Origin of the sequence: Azospirillum agricola (assembly GCF_017876095.1) — a bacterium.
Classification (GTDB): Bacteria; Pseudomonadota; Alphaproteobacteria; order Azospirillales; family Azospirillaceae; genus Azospirillum; species Azospirillum agricola.
Window position 1 is genome coordinate 280,005 of sequence record NZ_JAGINM010000006.1, and the last position, 18,538, is coordinate 298,542.

Genomic DNA, 18,538 nt, shown 5'->3' on the forward strand with positions numbered 1-18,538 from the left:
AGATTGGGCGCATCATCCCATTATATGCGGTGCAATGAAGCAGCGCGAATTCGAGGGGCCGATGTTCGATCCGTCCGCAATCCGCCGGGCAATCGATGAAGTGGAACGGGTGGTGGCGGCCACGCCGACCGGCGCCTCGTCCCCCCGCCCGAACGGCGGCCCCGCCTTGGGCAAGCTCTACACCGTCTACGCGCAGAGCGTGCTGACCGCACACGGGATCATGGTGGACCTCGACGAGCTGTGCTGCCAGAGCTGCCGGTCCTGCCCGCCCACCCACTGCATCCGCGACCGTGACCGCGACCGCGGCCGGGGGTGACGGGCGCTGGGGGACCGGCGGCGGCGTGCTATGATGCAGGGCACCATCAAGGCGAAACCCGCGCAGGACCGGCCATGGCCTCCCCCTCTTCCGCATGTCACCCGTCCGGCCCCCTGGTCAGCGTCGTCACGCCCACTTGGCAGCGCGAGGATTTCCTGCCCCGGCTGCACGCCCGCATCCAGGCGCAGACCCACGGGGCGATCGAATGGCTGGTCTTCGACGACAGCCCGCGCCCGTCGGCCTATCTCCAGCCGCTGGCCGGGCCACGGCTGAAATACTTCTACTCTCCCAGCCGCTACGCCATCGGCGAGAAGCGCAACATCCTGGCCGAGCATGCGACCGGGGAAATCATTCTTCACATGGACGACGACGATTTCTACGCCCCGGCCTATGTGGAACGCATGGTCGGCTGGCTGGAGCAGGGCTTCGATCTGGTCAAGCTGTCGGGCTGGTTCCTGCACAGCGTCGTCCACGACCGCTTCGGCTATTGGGACACCGCGCGCGGCGGCTCGCACCACCGCTGGGGCCGCACCGCCTGCGAGTGGGTGGAGGCGGCGGACGACCCGCCCTCCCCCGACAATCTGGACGGCTACGGCTTCTCCTACGCCTACCGGCGGGCTCTGTGGCAGGCGGTGCGATTTCCGCCGGTGAACGCCTGCGAGGACGCCCCCTTCGTCCAGGCGGCGCGCGAACGGTTCCGCGTCGGCGCCTTTCCCGACGCCGAAGGGCTGTGCCTGCACACGCTGCACCCCCGCAGCACCAGCCTGTGCCTGCCGCAGTACGAGCTGCCGCCGGTCCTGCTCGAACGCCTGTTCGGACCGCAGGTGCTGGCCTACACCCGGGGGTGAGAAGCGAAGGCGACAAGGACCGGGACAGCGGAAGCCCGGCCGTTGGCCCGGCTTTTGCTGTTGACCATCAGCGGCGGGCACCATAAACAACTGCCAATACTCGGCCTTTCAGAGTATTGTCGGCGGGAAAGCGGCGTACCGCTTTTGGGAAGAGGCATCGGAAGGCAGGTTCGTTCTTGGGTGACGGCGGGCTGGCGGCCAATGTTCTGTACGGATTTTTGGAGGGGGTGGAGCGCCGCGACGCGCTCGCCTACGCGCGCTCCTTCGCCCGCCGCACGCTGAAGACCTCCGAGCGCTGCTGGTACGCCGTGGAGCCGCTGTGGACCGGCTACCTCTACGAGATCCACGAGGGCGGCCCCGGCCGCTCCTTCCTGCCCGACCTCGTCACCGAACTGGACGCCAACCCCGGCGGCATCGCGCTGGTGCCGTCGGGCCGCCGGGTGTTCGAACTGACGGTGCGCAACGGCCGCCCGGTCGGCGGCCTGCTGCCCGAGGCGAAGAGCCGGCAGGTCCAGCTCCAGATGGCGGCGATGCGGCCGACCGCCAAGGTCGACGGCCGCGCCTATGGCCTCGTCATCCCGCCCTGGGTGACGGCCGACCAGGTGCGGCTGCGCACCATCCGGCCGACACGGCGGATGCGGCGGGTCGCCACCCCGGTGTCGGTCCCGCTGGCCCTGTCGGCGGTCGGCTTCGCCGCCGGGCTCGGCCTGCTGACGACGGGCGGCGGACTCTACTATTGGTCGCCGCACCGCGTGCCGCGCGCGCAGGTCCTGACCCTGGACCAGATGCCGCACCGCCAGTGGGAGAAGGCGCTGGCGACCATCGGACCGGACAGCTACGTCAGCAAGCTGGAATACCGCGACGGCCGCTGGACCATCGAAACCGCGACCGCCCGATGAAGGCCGTTTCCTTAAGGATTTCCGGGTTAGACGGGGCATGCGGCGGAGTTCCCTCCCCCGCCCGGTGGGGGAGGGTCAGGGTGGGGGCAAGCGCGATGAACAGACGGCCGACCTTGCGGGCATGCCTCGCCGCCGCGCTCCTGGCGGTGGCCCCGCTGGCGGCCGCCGTGGCGGAGGAAAGCCCCTTCCTGACGCCCAGGGAACGCCAGGAGTCGCTGGAGGGCAGGCTCCAGCAACGCATCGACCGCGCCGTCAACGGGCTGGAGGAGCGGCTGGCCAAGACCATGATCGACGCGCTCGACGGCAAGGCCCGCGACGGCGCCCTGCCCCAGGCGCTGGAGGACGCGATGGCCCGCCGCATGGCCTCGGCGGGCGGCGCGTCCGGCGGCATGGCCGGCAAGGCGCTCCCCGGTCCCGGCGGCGGCGCTCCCCGCCTGCCGCCGCTGCCCAACCTGGGCGGGGCCGAGCTGGTGCCGGCCGGCGCCACCTTCATCGGCTGCCTCGACGGTCGCGCCTTCTTCCAGGACCGCTCGGGCACGCCCTTCCTGATCGACCCGCGCGCCTTTCCGGCGGCACCCGGCGGACCCTCCTCATGCGCACGCTGACCCGTTCCCGGCTTCCCGCCGCCCTGATGGCCTCGCTCGGGCTGGCGGCCTGCTCGCTGCCGGAGGTCGGCAACCTGCCGCCGCGCGCGGCGGTGGTCGCCGAGACCCGGCAGACGCTGACCGAGGATCCCTCCCCGCCCGTCACCGAGGTGCCGGTCAGCCGCGGCATGCTGGTGGCGCGCTCGCTGCGCGAATCCCTGCCGCCCAGCCTTGCCGCCCGCCGCATCTCGGTCAGCTTCCCGTCCGGCGAGAACACGCTGGAGCGGCTGTCCAGCATGATGGCCTATTCCGGCGTGCCGATGGCGAGCCGGTTCGAGGGCACCGACGGCGCCGCCATGCTGCGGCAGACGCTGCCCTTCCAGTCCTTCTCCGGGACCTTCACCGATCTGGCCGGCGTGCTGGAAACCGGCATGGGGGTGGTCGCCTGGTGGCAGAACGGGACGCTGTTCCTCAGCAACCGCGACCGCTTCGCCTTCACCGTGCCGCAGAACCAGGCGGTCATCGATTCGGTGATGAGCGACCTGAAGACGCTGGGCGCCACCGACATCACCCAGTCGCTGCGCGGCGGGCAGGTCGTCTTCTCCGCCGCGCCCACCGTCTACCGCGAGGTGATCCAGCCCTACGTCGACCGGCTGCACCGCAACATGGCGATGGTGCGCATCCAGCTCGCCGTCGTCAGCCTGGGCCTGACCGACCAGTCGGCCAGCGGCTTCGACTGGAACGCGCTGGCCTTGCAGTTCAGCCAGCTGCCGTCGGGCTCGACGGCCACCGTCAACGGCACGACGACGGGCAACGGGACGCTGCTCGGCACGCTGGCGAATTCCCAGCAACCCCTGTCCTTCAACGTCGCCAAGCCCGCCACCCTGCTGGGGTTCAGCGGCGCCCTCAACGTCGCCGGCGCCATCGCCTTCCTGTCGAAGTTCGGCCAGACCGACACCCGCCAGAACGTCGAGGTGCACACGCTCTCGGGTGCGGAGGTGACGCTGCGCAGCGGCCAGACCATCCCCTACGTGACCGGCGTCGGCGTCACCGCCGTCAGCGGGCTGTCCACCGCGACCACCGCCGCCAACTCCGCCACCACGCTCAACACGCCGGGGGTGCTCGGCTCGGCGCAGACCGGCACGGTGCAGACCGGCCTGACCATCAAGCTGACGCCGCACTACGACGCCGACACCCGGATCGTCACCGTCGACCTCAACCTGCTGCTGAACAACCTGATCGAGTTCCGCGACCTCAACGCCGGCAACCAGGTCGGCATCCTGACCCAGCCGGTGACGCAGGAACAGGCGCTGAACGACATCGTCCGGGTGGTCGCCGGCAGCACGGTGGTGCTGGGCGGGTTGCAGACCGACAGCCGGGGCTTCAGCGGCAACCAGCCGACGGCGACGCGCGGCGTCATCGAGGAGGGCATCGGCAAGCGGGCGCAGGACATCGCCAAGGACGCCCTGTTCCTGATCCTGCGCCCGACCGTCACCGTCTTCCGCGAAGTGCCGAACTGAGCCAGAGGGGGGCCGGCGCCGCCATGGCGTGGTTCGAGGTCAGACTGATCGCCGAGGGGCGGGTGCGCAGCCTGGAAATCGAGGCCGCCGACGCCCCGGCCGCCCGCAACGCGCTGAGCGGGCGCGGCCGCATCCTGGCGGTGCGTCCGCGCCGGAAGCTCGGCGGCTGGGGCCGCCCGCTCGACCGCAACGAGCGGCACATCCTGTTCATCCGGCTGGCGGCGATGCTGGACTCCCGCGTCGGGCTGGCCGAGGCGCTGCGCCGCATCGCCGCCTCCTTCCGCGGCCGCATCCGCCGCACGGCGGAGCGGATGGCCGACGCGGTCGAGCTGGGCGACGATCTGGCCGCGGCGATGCAGCGGCTGCCGCGCGACTTCCCGCCCAACCTCGTCGCCCTGGTCCGCGCCGGCGGCTTCGGCGAGGGCACGCCCGCCGCCCTGCGCACCGCCGCCAGCTTCGAGCGCCAGGTCGCGGGGGCGCGGCAGGAGTTCCGCTCCGGCCTGCTGCTGGCGGTGCTCTACGTGGCGATGGCCGGCGCGGTGATGGTCGGCACCTCGGTCTTCCTGACGCCGATCCTGCTCGACACCGAGGTGTTCCGCCGCGCCGGCGAGGAGGTCGATGTCGGCTGGGTCTATCTGCTGTCCGACGTGACGACCGGGGCGGTCGCCGTGCTGCTGGCGGCGCTGGCGGCGATGACGGCGCTCGCCACCGCCGGCCGGCGGCTGGCGCCCAGCCGGATCGACCGGGCGATCATGGCCGTCCCGCTCTACCGCGACCTCGCGCTCGGCGTGCAGGGGCATGTGACCTTCCGCGAGCTGGCGCTGCTCGTCGGCGGCGGCGTGCCGATCGACCGCGCGCTGCGGCTGACCGCCGAGGGCGCGCCGCCCGGCGCGCTGCGCGCCGACCTGGAGGGGGCGACCGGGGCGATCGCGCTCGGCCTGCCCTGGACCGACGCGCTGCGCGGCCTGCACGGCACCGACCGCGCAGCACTCGCCGCCGCCGAGAACCGCGCCGAACTGGCCCAGACCCTGTCGGCGCTGGCCGAGCAGCACCGCGACCTCTACCTCCACGCGGTGGCGGTGACGGAGCCGGTGCTGCGCGGGCTGTCGGTGCTGGTGGTCAGCATCGCCGGAATCGTGCTGTTCGGCCTGACCATCATCCCGATCCTGCAATTGTCCGAACATATCGCGCGACAGCCCTTCTAGAGCCTGCCATCCTGCCCGCCATGTTCGAACCCGCCGCCGTCCGCATCGTCTGCATCGCCCTGCTGGTCCTGGGGGCGCTCTTCGGCGGCGCCGGGGCGGCCCTGCACATCCGTGGCCTGAGGCTGGCCGAGGCGGTCGCCGACGGCGCCGGGCAGACGGAGGCCTCCTGCCTCGCCGCGGCCCGCCGGGTCGGCGGCGAGGTGGCGCCGACCGCCGACGGCCTGCGCCTGACGATGGCGGACACCGCCGACCAGCGCACCGCGCTGACCGACGCCACGGGCCTGCTGGCCTTCTGCCCGGACATGGAATTGGCCTATTTCTGCATGGGCAAGGCCTGCGGCAGCGATGGCAAGGTCGCCATGCGGATGGAGCTGCGCCGTAGCGGGTCTTGAGGACTTCAGGACGCCGCGCCCGTCACGGCTGGATGGAGAGCGCCTTCGCCGCCTCGACGATGCGGCGCAGATACTTGGCGTGATGCTCCGGCGTGCGGCTGTGGTAGTTGCCGACCGCCGTCCAGAACCGGTCCCAGCCCACCGCGTCGATCTCGCGCCGCAGGATCCAGGCGGTCACCCGGACGTTGTAGCAGGCGTCGTGGGTCAGCGCCTGCCGGATCGCCGCCGGGGGCACGCGGCCAGCGGCGATCACCGAAAACCAGATGCTGTTGATCTGGCCCGGCCCGCAATCCTCGGTCCCGTTGCTGTTGGCCGAGCAGGCGCCGGGGCTTCCCCCCTCCACCGCCAGGATCAACCGCAGGGCGTCGACCGGCACGCCCCACTCCTCCGCCGCGTAGGCCAGGCAGAGCGGCGGCACCGCCTCGATGCCCGCCGGGGGCTTCCCGGCCAGCACGGGGGAAGCGGTTCCCGCCATGGCGATGGCCAGCAGGGCGCCCAGCCCGATCCCCCTCTGCCGCAGCCGTCTGGCGAATCCCGTCCGCACGCTTCCGCTCCACCGTTCGCCGGGCAGAAGAAACGATTCCCGCTAAGATATCTTTAATTCACTGCCCGCCTTGGCCTCCGCCGTTTCCCCTCACCGCCGCGTCGGGTCGAACCGCCGCTCCAGCCCCTGCCAGCAGCGGTAATACTCGTGCTGGAGCTGCGCCGTCTCCAGAGCGTGGCGGGTCGGGCGGATGACGGCGCGGGTCTCGATCATGAAGGCCATGGTGTCGGCGATGCGCTGCGGCTTGCCGGTGTCGGCGGCCGTCGCCTTGGCGAAGGTCTCGGCGTCCGGGCCATGGCCGCTCATGCAGTTGTGCAAAGACGCGCCGCCGGGCAGGAAGCCCTCCTCCTTGGCGTCGTAGACCCCAACGATCAGCCCCATGAACTCGCTGGCGACGTTGCGATGGAACCAGGGCGGGCGGAAGGTCTCCTCCTGCACCAGCCAGCGCGGCGGGAAGATGACGAAATCGACGTTGTCCACCCCCGCCGTGTCGCTGGGCGATTGCAGCACCAGGAAGATCGACGGGTCGGGATGGTCGAAGCTGATCGAGCCGATGGTGTTGAAGCGCCGCAGGTCGTACTTGTAGGGCGCGTCGTTGCCGTGCCACGCCACCACGTCCAGTGGCGAATGGCCGATGCGGGCGCTCCATAGCTTGCCGAGGAACTTGGCGACCAGTTCGAAATCGCCCTCGACGTCCTCGTACCACGCCGTCGGGGTCAGGAAGTCGCGCGGGTTGGCCAGCCCGTTCGAGCCGATGGGGCCGAGGTCGGGAAGCTGGAACGGAGCGCCGTAATTCTCGCAGACATAGCCCCGCGCCGCGCCGTCCGGCAGTTCGACGCGGAAACGGACGCCGCGCGGGATCACCGCGATCTCCTGCGGCTCGACCTCCAGCACGCCGAACTCGGTCGCCAGCCGCAGCCGGCCCTGCTGCGGCACGATCAACAGTTCGCCGTCGGCGTCGTAGAAGAAGCGGCCGGCCATGTCGCGGTTGGCGGCGTAGAGATGGATGCCGCAGCCGGTCTGCGTCTCCGGCCCGCCATTGCCGGCCATGGTGATCATCCCGTCGAGGAAATCGACGGGCGCCTCCGGAATCGGCAGCGGATCCCAGCGGAGCTGGTTGGGCGGGGCCGGCACCGCGTCGAAGACGCTGAGCAGCCGGCCGTTGCCGCGCGCGCCCTCCAGCGGCTCGAAGGGATGATGCACCGCCGCCGGGCGGATGCGGTAGAGCCAGGATCGCCGGTTGCGGGCGCGGGGGGCCGTGAAGGCGGTGCCGGAGAGCTGCTCGGCGTAGAGCCCGTAGGGCGCCCGCTGCGGCGAGTTGCGCCCGGCCGGCAGGGCGCCGGGCAGCGCCTCGGTGGCGAATTCATTGCCGAAGCCGGACTGGTAGGTCGGTGCGCTGGTGGTCATGCCGGATTTCCGATGCGAAGCTGGCCGCGTTCGTCGACGTGGACGGGAACCGCCGTCAGCCGGCAATCCGGCGTCGCCGGACCGGCGCCTGGGCCGGAGAGCGGGCTTCCGTCCTCCACCGCGAACTCGGCGGCGTGGTTCGAGCAGATCAGCCGCCGCCCGTCGCCGCTGACCACCCGGTCGTGCCGGTAGGTCAGCGGCAGCCAGACATGCGGGCAGGCGTTGACGTAGGCGCGGGCCTCGACGCCGCGGCGGACGACCAGCAGCGAGAAGATCCGCCGCCCCTCGCCGAAGCGGAACTCCCGCACCCCGCCGTCGTGGATGGCGTCGAGCGGCCCCAGCGGGGTTCCCGGCGCCGGGGCGTTCGGGTCCCGGCGCCAGGCCTCCACGGATTCCACGGCCCCCGCCGGCGGGATCATGCGCCGGGACCGATGACGCCGCGGTTGAGCTGGTCGGCCTCGATGCTTTCGAACAGCGCCTTGAAATTGCCCTCGCCGAAGCCATCGTCGCCCTTGCGCTGGATGAACTCGAAGAAGATCGGGCCGATCACCGTCTTGGAGAAGATTTGCAGCAGCAGCTTGGTCTCCGCCCCCTCGACCACGCCGCCGCCATCGACCAGCAGCCCGTATTCGCGCAGCCGGTCGAGCGGCTCGCCATGGTTGGGCAGGCGGTCCTCGATGCGGTCGTAATAGGTGTCGGGCGGGGCCGGCATGAAGTCCAGCCCGTTCTTCGCCAGCCGGTCCACGGTGGCGTAGATGTCGTTCGTCTCGCAGGCGACGTGCTGGATGCCCTCGCCCCTGTAGTCGCGCAGATACTCCTCGATCTGGCTCTTGTCGTCGGCGCTCTCGTTGATCGGGATGCGGATCTTGCCGTCGGGGCTGGTCAGCGCCTTGGAGAACAGGCCGGTGAACTTGCCCGCGATGTCGAAATAGCGGATCTGGCGGAAGTTGAAGAGCCGCTCGTAGAAGCCGGCCCAGGTTTCCATGTTGCCGCGGCGGACGTTGTGGGTCAGGTGGTCGATGGCCAGCAGCCCGACGCCCTCGGGATGGGCCTCGCGCTCCCCGGTCCAGCGGAAGTCGACGTCGTAGATCGATCCCTGGTCGCCGTAGCGGTCGACGAAATAGAGCAGGCTGCCGCCGATGCCCTCGATGGCCGGAATGTTCAGCTCCATCGGCCCGACCGGGTTGGGGACCGGCGTGGCGCCCAGGCTCACCGCCCGCTCGAAGGCGTAGCGCGCATCCGCGACGCGGAAGGCCATGGCGCAGGCGCAGGGGCCGTGCGCCTCGGCGAAGCGGCGGGCGAAGCTGTCGGGTTCGGCGTTGACGATGAAGTTGATGTCGCCCTGCCGGTAGAGCGTGACCGCCTTGGACCGGTGGCGGGCGACGGCCTTGAATCCCATCGTCTCGAACAGCGCTCCGAGCTTTTCCGGCTCCGTCGACGCATATTCGACGAACTCGAAGCCGTCGGTGCCCATCGGGTTGTCGGCGGTGATGCGCGGATCGCCGGGTTGCGAGATCGCCGCGCTGGAAACGGTGCTGGTCATCGATTCCTCATCGGGGTTGGAGCGTCGGCAGGACGGGCGTCGCCTCGTTCCCCCAACGGTTTGGCATCCATTCTGTTGCGTATGAAACTATAATCCCGTGCTTTTGCAAAGTGCGGACTTTGTCCTCATCGGCGGGCTTGGCCGGAGCCGCCGATTGCATCAGGATGCGACCGAACCGCTCTGGACCGGCCGGAACCGGACGGACCGCCAGCGCCGAGAGGAAGACCGATGCCCGCCGATCCGATGCCCGCCGCTCCCATGGGGGCCGCTCCGATGGGGACCGACAGCCTCAACGATCTGCGCCGCCGCCATCCCGGCGCGATCATCCAGCCCTTCAAGGGAATCCTTCCCCGCATCGCGCCGGACGCCTACATCGCACCCGGCGCCGTCGTCGTCGGCGACGTGACGATCGGAGCCGAGGCCAGCGTCTGGTTCGGCTGTGTGCTGCGCGGCGACGACAACCCGATCACCGTCGGGCCGCGCACCAACATCCAGGACGGCACCATCATCCATGTAATGCTGAACGAGCATCCGACGGTGATCGGTGCCGACGTCATCCTCGGCCACGGCGTCCGCCTGCACGGCTGCACGCTGGCGGACCGCTGCCTGATCGGCATCGGCGCCATCGTGCTGGACGGGGCCGTGGTGGAGAGCGACGCGATGGTCGCGGCCGGGGCCGTGGTGACGCCACGCAAGAGGGTCGGCCGGGGCCAACTCTGGGCGGGGAGCCCCGCCAAAATGCTGCGCGAGGTGACCCCGGCGGAAATCGAGTTCATGGCCTTCGACGTGCGCCACTACGCCGGCCTCGCCCGCACCTACCGGGAGGCTTGACCGCTTGTGCCGGCGTCATTGCAGCGCTTCAGATAAGCGCTTGAATTCGGCCGGCCCGTCACTTATAAACAATCGCGACGCGGGTGTAGCTCAATGGTAGAGCAGAAGCTTCCCAAGCTTACGACGAGGGTTCGATTCCCTTCACCCGCTCCAAGTTTTTCAAGGGCTTAGCGCCCAACCTTTCCCCTGAAGCGTGCTGTACGGAATCGGTACGAAAAACACCGACGAACGGCCACGCTCCCCTTGAGGGCGGCCAAAAGCACATAAACGCTGGCGGCGTACTCGACATTTATCCGATAACTCAACACCATCACTGCGCGCTACGCAGCTGCGCAAGCCTTGATGTTTGTCGCTGGCAGCCATCGGCGGATAGGCTGTTGCAAAAAAAGTTCCCATAGCATTGCAGGCGGCTCAGGGAACATCGGCGCCCGTGCTGAGCTGGCCCCCGTTTCCCGGACAGTTCGCTTAGAGCACCTAACAAAAGGGCGTTTTGGTTGTTGAAGGGATATGGCCCCCCTTGTCCCCGATCGGCTTTGGTCGATCATTGAACCGTTGCTGCCGCCGCCGAAGCCGGCGGGCAGCAACGGGCGTCCTGCGGTTGGTCACCGTGACGCGCTGACCGGTATCGTGTTCGTTCTGAGAACCGGCATTCCCTGGGAATACCTGCCCGTTGAGATGGGGTACGGCCTCGGGACGCAAACGGCGCGGCCGGCACGATGAGACCATGGAAGCTGCCCTCGAAACGCCGGGCGGCGTGGCTGGTGGTGGCCGATCCAGAGACGATCGATGCCGCCGAACAACGGTTCGTCGATGCCCTGCTCATCCGTTCCGAGGGACTCACCAGGGTCATCGAGTTGGCCCGCGCGTTCAGCACCATGGCGCGCCGTCAGCAGGCGGGCCGGTTTGATGAATGGTTGGCCGCGGCGAAGGAAACCGCCCTGGCTGGGTTTGCCGATGGGCTCGCGCGTGATCTCGCGGCGATCCGCACGGCGCTGTCGCTGCCGTGGAGCACCGGGCCGGTGGAGGGGCAAATCAGCCGATTGAAGACCATCAAGCGAACCATGTGCGGCCGCGCCAAGTTCGACCTGCTGCGTCAACGGGTCCTGGAGGTTGCTTGAACGGCAGCGCTCCAGCCACGCTGCTTCACCGAAAACACGGAAGGACCAAATTGGGATGTCGCCTGACGCCCCGTTTTCGGCTCCACCCCTCCTTCCCGGGCGAACCAGACTTGTCCGATTGTCACGGAAATCGGGACCTGTTCACCCGCTGCGGTTCAGATGCGGGATTCTTTTTCAAGCGCCAGTGTCGTGCGCAGCAAAGTCAACTTGACAGCAGCTTGTTGGATTAACTCATATGGTCAGGCTTTGCAGGCCGGCTGGAAGGAATTCCACTATGTATGCGGGATAATTCCGGTGGACTGATTTCCCGGTCCGGAAGAACGCAGCCTGAATTCATCACCGAATCCCTGCCAGATCCAGGTGGACAATGAGCCAAGCACCAGACACGACGCACGCCAGCGCCGCCGGAGCCTTCCTGATCGATATCGGGCTGGACAATGTCGGGCAGGTTCTTCTTCGGGCGGCGGACGGCGATGGCGGCCTGGTGTGGCTGGACGATGACGGAGCCGCGCACAGCCGGCCCTACCGGACCCTGCTGGACGAGGCCCGGCGGATTCTCGGCGGGCTGAACGCCGCCGGCGTGGGCCAGGGGGATCGGGTGATCCTGCCGGTGAAGGGGGTGGGCACCCTCCTGCCGCTGCTGTGGGCCTGCTTCCTGGGCGGCATCGTCGCCGTGCCGATGGCGCCGCCGCCGCTGGTCGAGGAGGATGCTCCGGCGCTGCGCAAGCTCCACGGCGTGTGGTCGCTGCTGGCGCGGCCCGTGGTGGTGGCCGACGGCGACCTGCCCGCCGCGCTCGCCGCCCATGCCGCGGCGCAGGGATGGACAGGCTTCCGCGCCCTGCCGGCCGAACCGCTGTGGAACGGCGGGGCCGTGACCCGGCTGCCACCGGTGAGTTCCGGCGATCCGGCGATGATGCCGCTGACCTCGGGCAGCACCGGCATGCCCAAGGCGGTGCGGCTGACCCACGCCAACATACTGGCGATGGTGGCCGGCACCATCCAGGCCAACGGCTTCACCACCGCCGACGTCACGCTGAACTGGATGCCGCTCGACCATCCCGGCGCCAACGTCTTCCTGGGCGTGATGCCCGCCCTGCTCGGCGGCTGGCAGGTCCATGCCCCGACCTCCCACATCCTGACCGACCCGTTGCGCTGGCTGGAGCTGATCGACCGCCACCGGGCCAGTGTGTCCTGGGCTCCGAACTTCGCCTTCTCGCTGATCGGGCGCAGCGCCGACCGGCTGGCCGGGATGCGGCTCGACCTGTCCTGCATGCGCTTCCTGGTCAGCGCCGGGGAGCAGGTGGCGGCGGCGACCTCGGCCGCCGCACTGGAGCTGCTGGAGCGCTACGGCCTGCCGGACAACGCCCTGCGCCCGGCCTTCGGCATGGCGGAAAGCTGCTCGGGCATCACCTGGTCGCGCGGGCTGACGCGGGCGGAGCTGGCCGGAAACCCCGCCAGCGTCTCGCTGGGCCCACCGATTCCGGGGGCGGCCATCCGCGTCACCGACGACGACGGCGCCGTCCTTCCCGAGGGCGAGATCGGCCATCTGGAGATGCGCGGCCCGTCGGTGACCGCCGGCTACACCGACAATCCCGAGGCCAACGCCGAGGCTCTGAAGCCCGGCGGCTGGTTCGCCACCGGCGATCTCGCCTACATCGCCGGCGGCGAGTTGCACATCACCGGCCGCAAGAAGCAGATCATCATCATCAACGGCCTGAACATCCCGGCCCACGACGTCGAGGCGGCGGCCGAGGAGATCGAGGGCGTCGCACCGTCCTTCACCGCCGCCTTCTCCGTCTGGAACGCCACGCACGGGACCGAGGAGCTGGTGCTGCTGTTCAGCCCCTCCAATCCGGCCCCGGACGGCCTGGCGGAGCTGGGGCGGCGCATCCGGCTGCATCTGACCCGCCGCACCGGCCTGGCACCGGCCCATCTGGTGCCGCTGCCCGCCGATCAGGTGCCCAAGACCTCGATCGGCAAGATCCAGCGGCTGGAGCTGAAGCGGCGATTCGAGCGCGGCGAGTTCCGCGACCGCGCCCTGCCAGCCTCCGCGCCCCTCTCCGCTCCGGCCGACGTCAAGCACCCGGCCCCGCCGTCCCGCCGGTCCGGCGGCGGCCAGGACGCCGTCATCGCCGATATCTGGAGGACGGCCCTCGACCTGCCGGAGATCGGGCCTGACGAGAATTTCTTCGAGATCGGCGGCCATTCGATCCTGCTGATCCAGGTCCACGGCCGCCTGAAGGAGCATTTCCCCGGCCTGGAGCTGGTCGACCTGTTCAAGCACCCGACCGTCCGCACGCTGGCCGACTTCCTGCGCGAGCCGGACGCCGCCGCCACGCCGGCCGAAGCCCCGCGCCGCCGAACCGACGGCGAGACGGAGGTCGCGGTGATCGGCATGGCCTGCCGCTTCCCCGGCGCCGACAGCGTCGCCGAATTCTGGGACAACCTGCGCGAGGGACGCGAATCCATCGCCCGCTTCACGGTGGAGGAGCTGGTCGCCGCCGGCTTCGACCGCGACGCGGTGTCGGCTCCCGACTATGTCCGCGCCAGCCCGGTGCTGAAGGACGCCGCCGGCTTCGACGCCGCCTTCTTCGGCTACGGCGCCCGCGAGGCCGAGCTGATGGATCCGCAGCAGCGGCTGTTCCTGCACTGCGCGTGGGAGGCGCTGGAGGATTCCGGCTACAACCCCTTCCACACCACCGGCCGCATCGGCGTCTTCGCCGGTGCCAGCATGAACACCTACTTCACCAACAACGTCCACCCCAACCGCGACAAGCTCGACCCGCGCGACCGCATCGACGTCTTCACCCTGGATTCCATGGGCGGATTCCAGGCCATGGTCGGGAACGACAAGGACTACATCGCCACCCGCACCTCTTATAAGCTGGACCTGCGCGGCCCCAGCCTGAACGTGCAGACCGCCTGCTCGACCGGGCTGGTGGTGATCCACGCGGCGGTGCAGAGCCTGCTGAGCGGCGACTGCGCGATGGCGCTCGCCGGGGCGGCGGCGGTGCAGAGCCCGCAGGCGGCCGGCCATCTCTGGCAGGACGGGATGCTGGTGTCGGCCGACGGCCATTGCCGCGCCTTCGACGCCGACGCCAGCGGCACCATCTTCGGCAGCGGCGTCGGGGCGGTGCTGCTGAAGCCGCTGAAGGCGGCGCTGGCCGACGGCGACCATGTCTACGCGGTGATCAAGGGCACCGCCGTCAACAACGACGGCGGCGTCAAGGTCGGCTTCATGGCGCCCAGCGGCGCCGGCGAGACGCGGGTGGTGCGCGACGCGCTGGCCGCCGCCGCGGTGCCGCCCGAGACCATCACCTTCCTGGAGGCCCACGGCACCGGCACCGCGCTCGGCGACCCCATCGAGGTGTCGAGCCTCGCCGCCGCCCTGCACAGCCCCGGCGCCCCGCGCAACGCCTGCGCGCTCGGCTCGGTCAAGACCAACGTCGGGCATCTCCAGATCGCGTCCGGCATCGTCGGCTTCATCAAGACGGTGCTGGCGCTGCATCACCGGGAAATCCCGCCGACCCTGCATTTCAACCGCCCCAACCCGGCCATCGACCTGGAGAACGGCCCCTTCCGCATCAACACGGCCCTGCTGCCGTGGGTGCCGCCGGCCGGGGTGCCGCGCCGCGCCGGGGTCAATTCGCTGGGCATCGGCGGCACCAACGCCCACGTCATCCTGGAAGAGGCGCCGCCGGTCGAGCGGGCGCCGGTTCCCGACGACCGGCCGCTGCACCTGCTGACCCTGTCGGCGCGGACGCCGGCCGCCCTGGCGGCGCTGGCCCGCTCCTACCGGCGCACCCTGGCCGAACGGCCCGACCTCGATCCGGCCGACCTGTGCTTCACCGCCAACAGCGGGCGCAAGCCGTTCGAGCACCGCCGCGCCTTCGTCTTCGACAGCCTGGAAGGGCTGCGCGCCGCGCTGGACGCGGTGGCGGACGGCCAGACCGCCATGGCGCCGGCCTCGGCTTCGGTCAAGGCGGTCTTCCGTTTCGGCGACGACGCCCGCCCCGGATTGGGGGAGGAGCTGTTCCGCACGTCGCCGCCCTTCCGCGCGGCGCTGGAGCGCTGCGACGCGATCCTGCGCGGGATCATGCCGCACGCCCTCGTCGAATGCCTGTATGGCGACGCCGGCTGGCCCGACGACCCCGCCTTCACCCGCGCCGCCGCCGCCAGCCTCGGCGCCGCCATCGCCGAGCTGTGGCGGAGCTGGGGGGTGGAGACGGATGGGGCCGACGGCGGTTCCGTCGCCGGCCCGATGGCCGCCTGGGTGCTCGGCAACCAGTCGCTTGACACGGCGCTGGAGGCGGTCGTCCGCAACGAAATCGCCGACGCCCCCCTTCCCGTTCCCGGCGACGCCGTCGTCCTGGAGATGACCGCCGAGGGCTGGCGCCCGCTGCTGGAGGCGCTCGGACGATTCCACGCGCGTGGCGGCACGGTCGACTGGTTCGGCTTCGACCGCCCCTACCGGCGGCGGCGGCTTCCGCTGCCGACCTATCCCTTCGAGACCCGCCGCTTCTGGCTGGATCCGCCCAAGGCCGCTCCGGCGGTCGCGGAGGAGACGCGCCCGCATCCCCTGCTCGACCGCCGTTTCGAGTCTCCGCTGATCGCGGACGTCTTCTACGAAGGCCGGCTCGACACCGCACGGATGCCGCTGCTGGCGGATCACCGGGTCCATGGCGAAGTGGTGGTGTCCGGCGCCTGCTTCATGTCGATGCTGCTGGGCGTCGGCGGCGACGCAGCGGCCAGGCCGCGGACCGGCGCGGGACTCACCATCCGCGACGTCACCTTCGTCCAGGCGCTCGTGGTCCCGGCCGATGGGGTGCGCGTTCAGCTGGCAATTCGGCCGGAGGCCGGCGGGAAAGCGGCGGAACACGCCGGATTCACCCTGATTTCCCTGGGCGAGGACCGCAGCCACCGCAGCCACGTCACCGGAACGCTGGCCACCGTTCCGGCCGGCGGGCCGACGGCGGCTCCAAGGCTGGCCGACTGCGCCGCCGCCTGCCCCGAACCGCTGGATCTCGACCGCCATCACCGGCGATTGGAGGAGCGCCACATCGCGCTGGGGCCGCAGTACCGCTGGATGACCGCGCTGGCCCGCGGCGCGGGGCAGGCCTTCTGCCGGCTACGCCGTCCGGCGGGGCTAGACGCCGCCACCGACGCCGCCTACGGGCTGCATCCGGGGCTGATCGATTCCTGCTTCGGCCTGATGGTCGCCGCCGTGGACCTGGAGGTGGAGGACACCTTCATCCCGTCCGGCATCGAGACGCTGCGCTTCCACCGCCGCCCGCGCGGGGACAGCCTGTGGGCCTGGGGGACCTTCGCCCGGCAGGCCGACGGCGGCGGCGTCACCGGCCACATCCACCTGTGCGAGGAGGACGGCACGCCCGTGCTGGAGATCGCCGGCCTCGTCGGCCGGCTGGCGCGGCGGGCACAGATCATCCCCGACACCCCCGTCCCGCTCTACCGCGTCGCCTGGGACGCCGCTCCGCTGCCCGGAGCCGGCACCGCTCCGGCGCCGGGCGCCTGGGTGATCCTCGCCGACCGGGGCGGACTCGGCGACGCCGTGGCCCGGCGCCTCGACGCCCGCTCCGTGCCGTGCCTGCGGGTCCGGGCGGACGGCTTCGACCCGGCCGACCCCGCCGCGCACCGGGCGCTCCTGGCCGAGGCCGGCGCGCTGTCCGCCGGCAAGGGCGTCGGGGTGCTGCATCTCTGGAGCCTCGACATCACCGCCGGCACCGACCCGCAGACCGCCCGCGATCTGGGGCCGGCCAGCGCGCTGCGGATCGCCCAGATCCTCGCCGAGGCCCCGGCCGCCGGGCCGGGCGGCCTGTGGCTGGTCACGCGCGGCGCGCAGCCCGTCGACGGCGGGCCGGTCCAGCCGCTCCAGGCCCCGCTGTGGGGGCTGGCCAAGGTGCTGCGCCTGGAACATCCGGCCCTGCCCTGCCGGACCATCGACCTCGCCCCCGCCGGCGAAGCCCCGGACGCGGACGCCCTGGATGCGGATGCCGGCCGGCTGCTGGACGAGCTGTCCGTCGCCGGCCAGCCCGAGACGGCGTGGCGCGGCGGTCTGCGGCACGCCCCGGCCCTCCGGGCGGTGCCGCTGCCGGCGCCACGGAGCGTCCCGCTGACCGCCGACGCCTGCTACCTCGTCACCGGAGGCTCGGGAGCGCTCGGCGGGGTGCTGCTGGACTGGCTGGCCGATGCCGGCGCGCGCCACATCGTGGTGGCCAGCCGCAGCGGCGGGATCGACGCGGAGCGGGCCGACCGCCTCGGCCGTCGCGGAGTCGTCCTGCACCCGCTCGCCGCCGACGTCGCCGACACCGCCGGCTTCGAGACGGCGTGGCAAGGGCTGGAACCCGCCCTGCCCGCCCTGCGCGGCATCATCCACGCCGCCGGTGTGCTGGACGATTCGGCCCTCGCCGGCCTGACGCCCGCGCGCCTCGACGCGGTGGCCCGGCCGAAGATGGAGGGAGCGCTGACCGTCGCCCGGCTGGCGGCCCAACCGGACAAGGCGCGAAACCTGGATCTGCTGGTGCTGTTCTCCTCGGCGGCGTCGGTCCTCGGCCAGCCGGGCCAGGCGAACTACGCCGCCGCCAACACCTTCCTCGACGCCCTCGCCGCCGACCTGCGGGCACGGGGGCGGACCGCCCTGTCGGTCGGCTGGGGGCCGTGGGGCGGGGGCGGCATGGCGGCGGCCGACCGGGTCGCCACCGGCTTCGCCCGGCTGGGCATCCAGCCCCTGTCGGCCGAGCAGGGGCGCCGCGCGCTCGACGCCGCGCTGGCGTCCGGGCTTCCCCATGTCTGCGCCATCGCCTGCGACTGGGACCGCTACGTCCAGCAGAGCGGCGGGGGAAGCGGGCGGGCAGACCTGTTCCGCTCCCTCGTCACCCCCGTCACGGCACCGCCGCCCGCCGCGCCCGCCGGGTTGGCGGCGGCGCTCGCCCAGGCCGGGCCGGAGGAGCGGCGGCGCCTGCTGTTCGCCTTCGTCCTCGACACGGTCACCGACGCGCTGAGCTTCACGGGAGCCGACGTGGTCGATCCCACGCTGCCCCTGATGGAGCAGGGGCTGGATTCCCTGGCATCGGTCAGCGTGCGCGCCGCCATCAACGAGGCCCTGGACCGCAGCTTCCCGGTCAGTCTGGTCTTCGAGCACCCGACGGTCGAGGATCTCGCCGCGTATCTGGATCGCGAGACGGCTCCGCCCGCCGGGAGCGGGGCCGAGGCCGGGGCCGGGACCGACGAGATCGACCTCGACTCCCTCGACCTGGACGAGCTGGAATCCCTGGTGAACCGCGCGTTGGACGCATGCTGAGTCGGAGCGGATC

General features: G+C 71.1%; 13 protein-coding genes, 1 tRNA gene and 2 pseudogenes. 12 read left to right on the top strand and 4 right to left on the bottom strand.

Features of this window, described 5'->3' with window-relative positions; translation table 11 throughout:
• The first annotated feature begins 34 nt into the window (after window positions 1-34).
• The 7 genes from J2847_RS11360 (at window position 35) to J2847_RS11390 (ending at window position 5,764) form a co-directional block, all read left to right on the top strand.
• On the top strand, window positions 35-316 hold the full coding sequence (locus J2847_RS11360) for a hypothetical protein (RefSeq protein WP_209779083.1): 282 nt from the start codon (window positions 35-37) through the stop codon (window positions 314-316).
• A 74-nt stretch (window positions 317-390) separates the two neighbouring features.
• Entirely contained in the window at window positions 391-1,164 is a 774-nt protein-coding gene (locus J2847_RS11365) for a glycosyltransferase family 2 protein (RefSeq protein ID WP_209779084.1), read from the top strand.
• A 176-nt stretch (window positions 1,165-1,340) separates the two neighbouring features.
• Window positions 1,341-2,063: a hypothetical protein gene (locus J2847_RS11370; RefSeq protein WP_233474448.1), complete on the top strand. Its 723-nt coding sequence runs from the start codon at window positions 1,341-1,343 to the stop codon at window positions 2,061-2,063.
• A 95-nt stretch (window positions 2,064-2,158) separates the two neighbouring features.
• Window positions 2,159-2,668, top strand: a complete 510-nt coding sequence (locus J2847_RS11375; RefSeq protein ID WP_179166314.1) for a hypothetical protein — start codon at window positions 2,159-2,161, stop codon at window positions 2,666-2,668.
• Window positions 2,656-4,167, top strand: a complete 1,512-nt coding sequence (locus J2847_RS11380) for a type II secretion system protein GspD (RefSeq protein ID WP_209779085.1) — start codon at window positions 2,656-2,658, stop codon at window positions 4,165-4,167. The genes J2847_RS11375 and J2847_RS11380 overlap by 13 nt, the downstream gene beginning before the upstream one ends.
• Window positions 4,168-4,190: 23 nt before the next feature.
• Window positions 4,191-5,372 (top strand): type II secretion system F family protein, encoded by a 1,182-nt coding sequence (locus J2847_RS11385; protein ID WP_209779086.1) that lies wholly within the window; start codon window positions 4,191-4,193, stop codon window positions 5,370-5,372.
• Window positions 5,373-5,392: 20 nt separating this feature from the next.
• On the top strand, window positions 5,393-5,764 hold the full coding sequence (locus tag J2847_RS11390) for a hypothetical protein (protein ID WP_209779087.1): 372 nt from the start codon (window positions 5,393-5,395) through the stop codon (window positions 5,762-5,764).
• A 22-nt stretch (window positions 5,765-5,786) separates the two neighbouring features.
• On the opposite strand, the gene J2847_RS11395 is transcribed toward J2847_RS11390, so the two are convergent.
• The 4 genes from J2847_RS11395 to hppD all read right to left on the bottom strand — a co-directional run bounded on the left by J2847_RS11395 (window position 5,787) and on the right by hppD (window position 9,258).
• The gene (locus tag J2847_RS11395) at window positions 5,787-6,308 is read right to left on the bottom strand and encodes a lytic transglycosylase domain-containing protein (RefSeq protein ID WP_209779088.1); all 522 of its coding nucleotides are present in this window, start codon (window positions 6,306-6,308) and stop codon (window positions 5,787-5,789) included.
• A gap of 90 nt (window positions 6,309-6,398) precedes the next feature.
• Entirely contained in the window at window positions 6,399-7,715 is a 1,317-nt protein-coding gene (gene hmgA / locus J2847_RS11400) for a homogentisate 1,2-dioxygenase (RefSeq protein ID WP_209779089.1), read from the bottom strand.
• Complete coding sequence (locus J2847_RS11405; RefSeq protein ID WP_209779090.1) at window positions 7,712-8,113, bottom strand: Rieske (2Fe-2S) protein; 402 nt, start codon at window positions 8,111-8,113, stop codon at window positions 7,712-7,714. Before J2847_RS11405 ends, hmgA begins: the two co-directional genes overlap by 4 nt.
• Window positions 8,114-8,130: 17 nt before the next feature.
• Entirely contained in the window at window positions 8,131-9,258 is a 1,128-nt protein-coding gene (gene hppD, locus J2847_RS11410) for a 4-hydroxyphenylpyruvate dioxygenase (protein WP_209779091.1), read from the bottom strand.
• Between the two features lie 273 nt (window positions 9,259-9,531).
• On the opposite strand from hppD, the gene J2847_RS11415 reads away from it, so the two are divergent.
• The 5 genes and pseudogenes from J2847_RS11415 (at window position 9,532) to J2847_RS11435 (ending at window position 18,525) form a co-directional block, all read left to right on the top strand.
• Window positions 9,532-10,089, top strand: a complete 558-nt coding sequence (locus J2847_RS11415; protein WP_233474467.1) for a gamma carbonic anhydrase family protein — start codon at window positions 9,532-9,534, stop codon at window positions 10,087-10,089.
• A 79-nt stretch (window positions 10,090-10,168) separates the two neighbouring features.
• A tRNA-Gly gene (locus tag J2847_RS11420) sits at window positions 10,169-10,242 on the top strand.
• A gap of 354 nt (window positions 10,243-10,596) precedes the next feature.
• Window positions 10,597-10,782 (top strand): annotated as a pseudogene (locus J2847_RS11425) (transposase); the annotation flags it as partial.
• Window positions 10,779-11,207, top strand: a pseudogene (locus tag J2847_RS11430) (transposase); the annotation flags it as partial. The pseudogenes J2847_RS11425 and J2847_RS11430, both read left to right, overlap by 4 nt.
• Window positions 11,208-11,574: 367 nt before the next feature.
• Window positions 11,575-18,525: a type I polyketide synthase gene (locus J2847_RS11435; RefSeq protein ID WP_209779093.1), complete on the top strand. Its 6,951-nt coding sequence runs from the start codon at window positions 11,575-11,577 to the stop codon at window positions 18,523-18,525.
• The last annotated feature ends 13 nt before the right edge of the window (window positions 18,526-18,538 follow it).

What these genes read in the sequence shown, in the direction of transcription:
- J2847_RS11360 (WP_209779083.1), top strand. Translation starts at nt 35, where the DNA reads ATGAAGCAGCGCGAATTCGAGGGGCCGATGTTCGATCCGTCCGCAATC.
- J2847_RS11365 (WP_209779084.1), top strand. Translation starts at nt 391, where the DNA reads ATGGCCTCCCCCTCTTCCGCATGTCACCCGTCCGGCCCCCTGGTCAGC.
- J2847_RS11375 (WP_179166314.1), top strand. Translation starts at nt 2,159, where the DNA reads ATGAACAGACGGCCGACCTTGCGGGCATGCCTCGCCGCCGCGCTCCTG.
- J2847_RS11380 (WP_209779085.1), top strand. Translation starts at nt 2,656, where the DNA reads ATGCGCACGCTGACCCGTTCCCGGCTTCCCGCCGCCCTGATGGCCTCG.
- J2847_RS11385 (WP_209779086.1), top strand. Translation starts at nt 4,191, where the DNA reads ATGGCGTGGTTCGAGGTCAGACTGATCGCCGAGGGGCGGGTGCGCAGC.
- J2847_RS11390 (WP_209779087.1), top strand. Translation starts at nt 5,393, where the DNA reads ATGTTCGAACCCGCCGCCGTCCGCATCGTCTGCATCGCCCTGCTGGTC.
- hmgA (WP_209779089.1), bottom strand. Translation starts at nt 7,715, where the DNA reads ATGACCACCAGCGCACCGACCTACCAGTCCGGCTTCGGCAATGAATTC.
- hppD (WP_209779091.1), bottom strand. Translation starts at nt 9,258, where the DNA reads ATGACCAGCACCGTTTCCAGCGCGGCGATCTCGCAACCCGGCGATCCG.
- J2847_RS11415 (WP_233474467.1), top strand. Translation starts at nt 9,532, where the DNA reads ATGGGGACCGACAGCCTCAACGATCTGCGCCGCCGCCATCCCGGCGCG.
- J2847_RS11435 (WP_209779093.1), top strand. Translation starts at nt 11,575, where the DNA reads ATGAGCCAAGCACCAGACACGACGCACGCCAGCGCCGCCGGAGCCTTC.